We start from the raw sequence: 6,071 nt of genomic DNA on the forward strand, positions 1-6,071 counted from the left end.
TATCTGTTCCAAATCCATGCATTGACCTCGATATGGGCGCGGCCCAGGGGTTGAAAAACAGGATAAACCGGAGGGATCAGTCGGAGGCGTCGAGCTGATGGGAATGATTCTTCCACAGGTTCCACAACGTGCCCTTGGACCATTCGCCCTCGCCAGACAGGGTCGGCACGCCTTGGGCGCGGAATTCGCGGCAGATTTGCGAAAAAGTCAGATCCTGGGCGCGCAGTTCACGAATTTTTTCCAAAGCCCGGCGCTTGGCGCCGGACAGGGGACGCCGGGACGAGGCCAGGGAGGGTGCGGCCGGGCCATCGGTCAAAGTCCGGACCAGGGCGGTCAGTTCGGCCAACTCCCGTCGCTGGGCCGCGATTTCACCCTTCAACGCCGCCACCTCGGCCACAAGGGTCTTAACCATGGAGGACTCGCGCTCGTTCAACCGGGACAGGGCCTCGTCGCGGATCTGCTTGGCCCGCTGCCGGGCCTCCTCGGACAGTCGGCCCATGCTCAGACCCGCGCGCCCTGACGCAAAAAGCGGACACAGCCCCAGGACAATCCGTAGGACAACGCCAGCCAGACCAGCATGACTCCGATCCGCAATCGATCATCGTGGGCCAAAACGGCCATGTCCGGCAGCACGGAATTGCCCACGAACATGAAAAGCATCCACAGCACCATGCGCATGAGATGAAAAACATCCTTGGCCTTGGAGCGCTGCCCCAAGGCCAGGACAATGCACACCACGACGAGGCAGAAAACAAGCATGCCGATCTTGAGCAAATCCATGATTTCCGCCTTACCGCGAAGCCGACACAGTCAACCCGTCACCCACGGCCGAAACCCGGACCATGGTCGCCTTGCCGATGCGGGACTTGAGATACTCCTGCAAGAGCACCTTGACCATTTCCCGTTGGCTCATGCTCCGCAGATACTCGCCAGAATCGAGCAGTTCCTTGAACGGGTCGCTTTTGACGGCACCTTCGCCGGACTGGCTGATGGCCGCGACATAGGGCGAGACCATTTCACGCAGGGTTTCCAGATTGGACTGGGTCAGGGCGCGGTATTTGGCGGCCAGCTCCGAGGCCTTGGGCAGGGACGGAGATTCCAACACGGCCTTGAAATCCGAAGCAAAGCGTTTGATTCCGTTTAAAATGTGGGTTTGCTTGACCATGTTCATCTTGGCCCAGCCCGCGTTCAGCCACTTGAAGGACCCGACACGGACCACGCCCGTGGCGACGTCCGGCACATAAACCAAAACGGAATAGGCGTTGTACATATAGGAATCGACCCACCCCAGGCCGGTCTTGGTCAAACCGGTTTCCTCGGAATAAAGGTAGTTCCAATCCCCGTCCTTGCCGACCACGCAGCCCTTGCGGCCCACGTCCGACGGTTCCGGCTGGCAGGACACGGACACCAGGACCGGTCCGCCGTTGGTCGGCACCACGGCCATGGCCCGATCCTGCCGGTATGCGTAATAGCCGCCGGTGTTGGCGTCAGGCGTGATGATCTCCCGTTCCTGACCACGCATAAAAAAACCGTCCCCGGCGCGCACGGCCTGGGACATGGTCTTGAGCGCCTGCCCCACGTTCTGACTCAACCATTCCTGTTCGCGCACCGACGAGGGCATGGTCACATAAATGGGAATTTCCGGATTGTAGACATATTCAACGACCCGCTCCAGATTCCCGCGCACGGCAAAGGCATGGAAGGCGCCCGTGGCCTTGGCCCGGTCCTTCATGGCCATGCTGGTTCCCGCCGGCGTGGAGCGGACAAGGTCAACGAGATGTTTCAGCCGGTCCGACGCGGGCGCGACCGACGCCCGGGGCAAGCCAAGCAATTCTTCCAATTCAGGATACACATCATCGGGGACCGAGGACATGGCCAGGGCATGGCCAAACAAAACGCCGTGCAACAGCACGGCCAGCAACAAACGCATAAAACAGCGGGACATACATTACTTCCGGTTAGCGGTGGGCCGAAACGCGATACGATCCGGCGCGGGCGAGGGACCATGGAGCACTCCCGGTCCGACAGGTCTGGCTTTTCGCATAGAGAAAGAGGAGATTCAAGATGCTCGTTCGGGGGCGATGCGCTTGATGACGAATTCCTGGGCAGTGGACGAGCGCCACACCCTAGGCTACATAAGCGCACGTTTTCCAAAAACAAGGTCGACCATGCCAGAAACCGCTTCCGCCCACATTTCCGTTCAACCCGATTGTCTGTCCGTGCGCCTGTCCGGCGACCTGAATCTGCGGACCATCCCGGCCGTGCTCAAGACACTGCCGCGTTCGCTGAGTCATCCCGCGCCCAAGGAAATCCGGGCCGATTTGAGCGACGTGGCCCGCATGGACGACTGCGGCGCCCTGGTGGTGGTGCATCTGGACCGTCTAGCCCGCGAGCATGGCTGCCGGCTGCGCCTGGACAATGTCCCCGAAGCTGTCCACGAATTGTTGTCCTTTCTCCACTTGGACCAGGAAACCGTCCCGACTCCGGCCAAGCGTCCGACGCCCGACATCATCACCCGCTTTGGCATGAAAACCATGAAAGTGCTGGACCAGGCCGAGGACCATGTGTCCTTCGTGGGCGAAACCACCCTTACCCTGCTCTCCCTGGTACGCCATCCTGGTCGTCTGCGCCTGGGGGACATGGTTGGCTACATGCATTCCGTGGGTGTGGACGCCCTGCCCATCGTTGGTCTGATCAGCTTCCTGCTCGGCCTGATCATGGCCTTCATGTCGGCCGTGCAGCTGCAGCAGTTCGGAGCGAACATCTACGTCGCCTCCCTGGTCGCCCTGTCCATGGTCCGGGAACTGGGACCGATCATGACCGCCATCATCGTGGCCGGTCGCTCCGGCTCGGCCTTTGCCGCCGAAATCGGGACCATGAAGGTCTCCGAGGAGGTGGACGCCCTGATCACCATGGGTTTTCAACCAAGCATGTTCCTGGTCGCGCCCAAGGTCATCGCCTCGGTTCTGGTCGTGCCGCTTCTGGCCCTCTATTCCAATCTGTTCGCCATTGCCGGCGGACTTTTGATCGGCGTGTCCACGCTGGATCTGACGCCCAATTCCTACATGCAGCAGACCATGAACACGCTGACCATTTTCGACGTGAACTGGGGCCTGTTCAAAAGCGCCATCTTTGCCCTGCTCATCGCCACCGTGGGATGCTTCAAGGGGTATCAGGTGCGCGGCGGCGCGGCCAGTGTCGGTCAGGCCACGACATCGGCCGTGGTCACGAGTATATTCCTTATTATCCTGGTGGATTCGGTCCTGGCCGTGGTTCTGAGGTACTGGCGGCCATGAACGGAGAAGCGATCATTTCCGCGCGCGGCCTGACCATGGGTTTTGGCACGCGAACCATCATGGAAAACCTGGATTTCGACATCCACGCCGGTGAAATATTCATCATCCTGGGCGGCAGTGGCTGCGGCAAATCCACCCTGCTCAAACACCTCATCGGACTATACCGACCCAGGGCCGGGACCATCTCCATCGCCGGACTGGCCATGGACCCCGACAACCCGGAAACCTTCAAGCGCATTCTGACCCGCATCGGCGTCATGTATCAGGGCGGGGCGCTGTTCTCTTCCATGACCCTGGCCGAAAACATCGCCCTGCCGGTCAACGAGTACTCGGACCTAGACCCCCAGGCCACGGCCGATCTGGTCCGCCTCAAACTGCGCCAGGTCGGGCTGGAAGGTTTCGAGCACCACCTGCCGGAAGAACTCTCGGGCGGCATGAAAAAACGCGCGGCCATCGCCCGGGCCCTGGCCCTCAACCCGGAAATCCTGTTTCTGGACGAACCCTCGGCCGGCCTGGACCCGATCAGCTCCGCCGATCTGGATCTCCTCATCCTGCGCCTGAACCGGACCCTGGGCACGACCTTTGTCGTGGTCACCCACGAGCTGTCCTCCATCTTCACCATCGCCAGCCGGATCATCATGCTCGACAAGGAAACCAAGTCCATCATCGCCGATGGCGATCCGCGCGTTCTGCGCGATTCCAGCACGCACCCCTTCGTGCGCCAATTCTTCAACCGACAGCCGGACATGGAGACATAATGGCTTCCGCTCGCATGCATTTTTCCGTCGGCCTGTTCATGACCGCCGGCCTGGCCCTGGCCACGGTGGCCATCATCTGGCTCGGCATGAGTTCCTTTTTGGACAAGGGCGAACTTTTCGTGACCTATTTCGATGAATCCGTGCAGGGCCTGAACGTCGATTCGCCGGTCAAATATCGCGGCGTCCCCGTGGGCCGCGTCAAGCAAATCCGCATCGCGCCGGATTACCATCTGATCGAGGTTCTCATCGCCATCGAACGGGAAAACATCGGCAAGGAGGACAAGTTCGAAAACTCCGTGGCGACCATCGCCAATGTCGGCATCACCGGCGCCATGTTCGTGGAAATCGACAAGGCCACGCCCGGCACGGACCACCTGACCCCCAAGCTGTCCTTTGACCCGCCGTATCCGGTCATTGCCTCACGGCCGTCCAATATCAAAAAACTGTTCCGGGAAATCGACCTCATCGCGTCCAAAATCCAGGCTATCGACTTTCAAGGCATCTCCCGCGAGGCCCTGACCGCCTTCGCGGGCCTCAACGCGGCCATCGAATCGGCCCAGATCGGCGTCATTTCCACGGATGTGCGCACCCTGCTGAACAATATCAACGCCGCTGCAAGCCCCAAACGTCTGGAGTCCATGGCTAAAAACATGGAGCAAACCATCGCCGCCTCGCACCGTCTCATGCAAACCACGACAGACGAACTCGCCCGCACGGGCGCCATTCTGAGCCAATTCCAGGCCATCCTGGACACCAACCGCCCCCATATCGATACGACCATGTCCGCCCTGGCCTCCACCACCCTCAAGGCCGACGCCTTCATGTTCCAAAGCACGGTGACCATGATGCAGATGCAGACCTCCATCAAGGACCTGCAACAACGCATGGCCTCCACGGCCGAAAACCTGGAACAAACCTCGGCCAATCTGAACACACTGATCACCAACCTGAAAGACCAGCCCTCCCAGCTCATTTTCGCCCAACCCAAGGCGCCCCGCGCCGTGGAAGACTAGCAGGAAACGCCATGAATCTCCGTATCCTCGTACCACTCCTGGCCTGCCTCAATCTATGGACCTGCGCCGGATCCCGTCAGCCCGCGCCCGACACCCGCTACTACACCCTGGAATACGAGGCCCCGGCCGTGGCTGGTCAGCCAGCGCCGGCCATCGTCACGGTCAGCCGCTTTGGCGTGGCTCCGGAATTCAACACGGGTAAAATGGTCTACCGCGACCTGTCCTTTGGCCGCCAGGAATACGCCTACCATCAATGGCGGAACACACCGCAGATATTGGTCACGGATTATCTGCGCCGAGACCTGCTCAAAAGCGGACTTTTCCGGGCCGTGAGCGGCCCGACCTCGTCCCTGACGGCCACGCACCAAGTGGAAGGCATTGTCGAGGAATGGATGGAGCTGGATGGCGAGGACCAATGGTTGGCCTCGGCCGAGCTGACCATCACCTTGCTCGACCTGCGCGCCCTGGACGCCCCGGATCAAGTCGTGTTTCAGCGCACCTACAGGGAAAGTCAGCCCTGTGCCCAAAAAAATCCCGGCTCCGTGGCCGAGGCCATGAGCCGGGTCATGCGTGCCATGTCCGGGCGGATTATCACCGATATTCACACCGTCGTGCGCTAGAAATGGCGCGTCGATCGAACGCGGGATTTACGGTTTGCCGTCCGTGGTCAGGCCGTTGGATGCGGCGATGATCTCCCAGGCCTGCTCGGCCGTGCTGACATATTGAAAAATATTCAGATCCTCGGCGTTGATCGTCCCTTCTTCCACGAATGTCTCGAAATTGACCGCTTTCTGCCAAAAACGCTTGCCAAAAAGCAAAACCGGGATGGGCCGCACCTTGCGGGTCTGGATGAGGGTCAGAGCCTCGAACAACTCGTCCATGGTTCCAAATCCACCGGGAAAGGCGACCAGGGCCTTGGCCCGCATCAAAAGATGCATCTTGCGGATGGCGAAATAATGGAACTGAAAGCTCAATTCCGGGGTGATGTACGGGTTGGGCTCCTG

The 6,071-nt window shown here is 60.3% G+C and carries 8 protein-coding genes; 4 read left to right on the forward strand and 4 right to left on the reverse strand.

The annotated features are described in order from the left end of the window. Nucleotides 1–76: 76 nt before the first annotated feature. The 3 genes from EOL86_11380 to EOL86_11390 are packed head-to-tail and all read right to left on the reverse strand — an operon-like array spanning nt 77 to nt 1,945. Nucleotides 77–499, reverse strand: coding sequence for a hypothetical protein (locus tag EOL86_11380; GenBank protein NCD26176.1), 423 nt, complete (start codon nt 497–499; stop codon nt 77–79). Between the two features lie 2 nt (nt 500–501). Further along, nucleotides 502–780, reverse strand: coding sequence for a hypothetical protein (locus tag EOL86_11385; protein ID NCD26177.1), 279 nt, complete (start codon nt 778–780; stop codon nt 502–504). Between the two features lie 10 nt (nt 781–790). Then, nucleotides 791–1,945 carry a hypothetical protein gene (locus EOL86_11390; GenBank protein NCD26178.1) on the reverse strand — a complete coding sequence of 385 codons (1,155 nt, stop codon included), beginning with the start codon at nt 1,943–1,945 and terminating at the stop codon, nt 791–793. A 145-nt stretch (nt 1,946–2,090) separates the two neighbouring features. Between EOL86_11390 and EOL86_11395 the strand changes: the two genes are divergently transcribed. The 4 genes from EOL86_11395 to EOL86_11410 are packed head-to-tail and all read left to right on the forward strand — an operon-like array spanning nt 2,091 to nt 5,687. Beyond that, nucleotides 2,091–3,296, forward strand: coding sequence for an MlaE family lipid ABC transporter permease subunit (locus EOL86_11395; GenBank protein NCD26179.1), 1,206 nt, complete (start codon nt 2,091–2,093; stop codon nt 3,294–3,296). Next, entirely contained in the window at nt 3,293–4,054 is a 762-nt protein-coding gene (locus EOL86_11400) for an ATP-binding cassette domain-containing protein (protein NCD26180.1), read from the forward strand. The genes EOL86_11395 and EOL86_11400 overlap by 4 nt, the downstream gene beginning before the upstream one ends. After that, a complete protein-coding gene (locus EOL86_11405) occupies nt 4,054–5,067 on the forward strand; it encodes an MCE family protein (GenBank protein ID NCD26181.1) in 1,014 nt (337 codons plus the stop codon). Before EOL86_11400 ends, EOL86_11405 begins: the two co-directional genes overlap by 1 nt. 11 nt (nt 5,068–5,078) lie before the next feature. Further along, entirely contained in the window at nt 5,079–5,687 is a 609-nt protein-coding gene (locus tag EOL86_11410) for a hypothetical protein (GenBank protein NCD26182.1), read from the forward strand. Nucleotides 5,688–5,714: 27 nt separating this feature from the next. Here the strand turns inward: EOL86_11410 and EOL86_11415 are convergent. Then, nucleotides 5,715–6,071 (reverse strand): LOG family protein (locus EOL86_11415; protein ID NCD26183.1); only part of this gene is annotated, 357 nt, incomplete at its 5' end.

The organism is Deltaproteobacteria bacterium (genome assembly GCA_009930495.1).
In the GTDB taxonomy this organism is placed as follows: domain Bacteria; phylum Desulfobacterota; class Desulfovibrionia; order Desulfovibrionales; family Desulfomicrobiaceae; genus Desulfomicrobium.

What these genes read in the sequence shown, in the direction of transcription:
- EOL86_11380 (NCD26176.1), bottom strand. Translation starts at nt 499, where the DNA reads ATGGGCCGACTGTCCGAGGAGGCCCGGCAGCGGGCCAAGCAGATCCGC.
- EOL86_11385 (NCD26177.1), bottom strand. Translation starts at nt 780, where the DNA reads ATGGATTTGCTCAAGATCGGCATGCTTGTTTTCTGCCTCGTCGTGGTG.
- EOL86_11390 (NCD26178.1), bottom strand. Translation starts at nt 1,945, where the DNA reads ATGTCCCGCTGTTTTATGCGTTTGTTGCTGGCCGTGCTGTTGCACGGC.
- EOL86_11395 (NCD26179.1), top strand. Translation starts at nt 2,091, where the DNA reads ATGACGAATTCCTGGGCAGTGGACGAGCGCCACACCCTAGGCTACATA.
- EOL86_11400 (NCD26180.1), top strand. Translation starts at nt 3,293, where the DNA reads ATGAACGGAGAAGCGATCATTTCCGCGCGCGGCCTGACCATGGGTTTT.
- EOL86_11405 (NCD26181.1), top strand. Translation starts at nt 4,054, where the DNA reads ATGGCTTCCGCTCGCATGCATTTTTCCGTCGGCCTGTTCATGACCGCC.
- EOL86_11410 (NCD26182.1), top strand. Translation starts at nt 5,079, where the DNA reads ATGAATCTCCGTATCCTCGTACCACTCCTGGCCTGCCTCAATCTATGG.